The sequence below is a fragment of the Pseudomonas viridiflava genome, from assembly GCF_900602065.1.
Taxonomy (GTDB): Bacteria; Pseudomonadota; Gammaproteobacteria; order Pseudomonadales; family Pseudomonadaceae; genus Aquipseudomonas.
Genome location: NZ_UWFN01000147.1, coordinates 1 through 282 on the forward strand (window position 1 = coordinate 1; position 282 = coordinate 282).

The 282-nt window shown below is 51.4% G+C and carries 1 protein-coding gene; it reads right to left on the bottom strand.

Annotation, left to right across the window (positions count from 1 at the left end; genetic code table 11):
- Positions 1-237, bottom strand: a 237-nt coding sequence (locus tag EE949_RS08380; RefSeq protein WP_164666722.1) for a response regulator, incomplete at its 3' end; no start/stop codon positions are given.
- Between the last annotated feature and the right edge of the window lie 45 nt (positions 238-282).

A 282-nucleotide genomic window follows, 5' to 3' on the forward strand; every position in this document is an offset into this window, starting at 1 on the left:
GATCAATACCTTGAACGGCAACGTCATAGCGGATAGCCGGGCAATGACCTCAAGACCGTCCAGTTTTGGAATGCCTATGTCGAGAATTACGATATCAGGCAAATGCCCACGAGCCAGTTGCAAGGCATCCACGCCATTATCCGTCTCCGCGATGACCTCGCAGCCATGGCGCTCCAACAGCATGCGTACGGCAAGGCGAATGACGGGATGATCGTCCACGATCAGCACTTTATTCATGGGCAGTCCAATTTTCGCTATTCGAAGTTTCAGAGTAAGCACAAT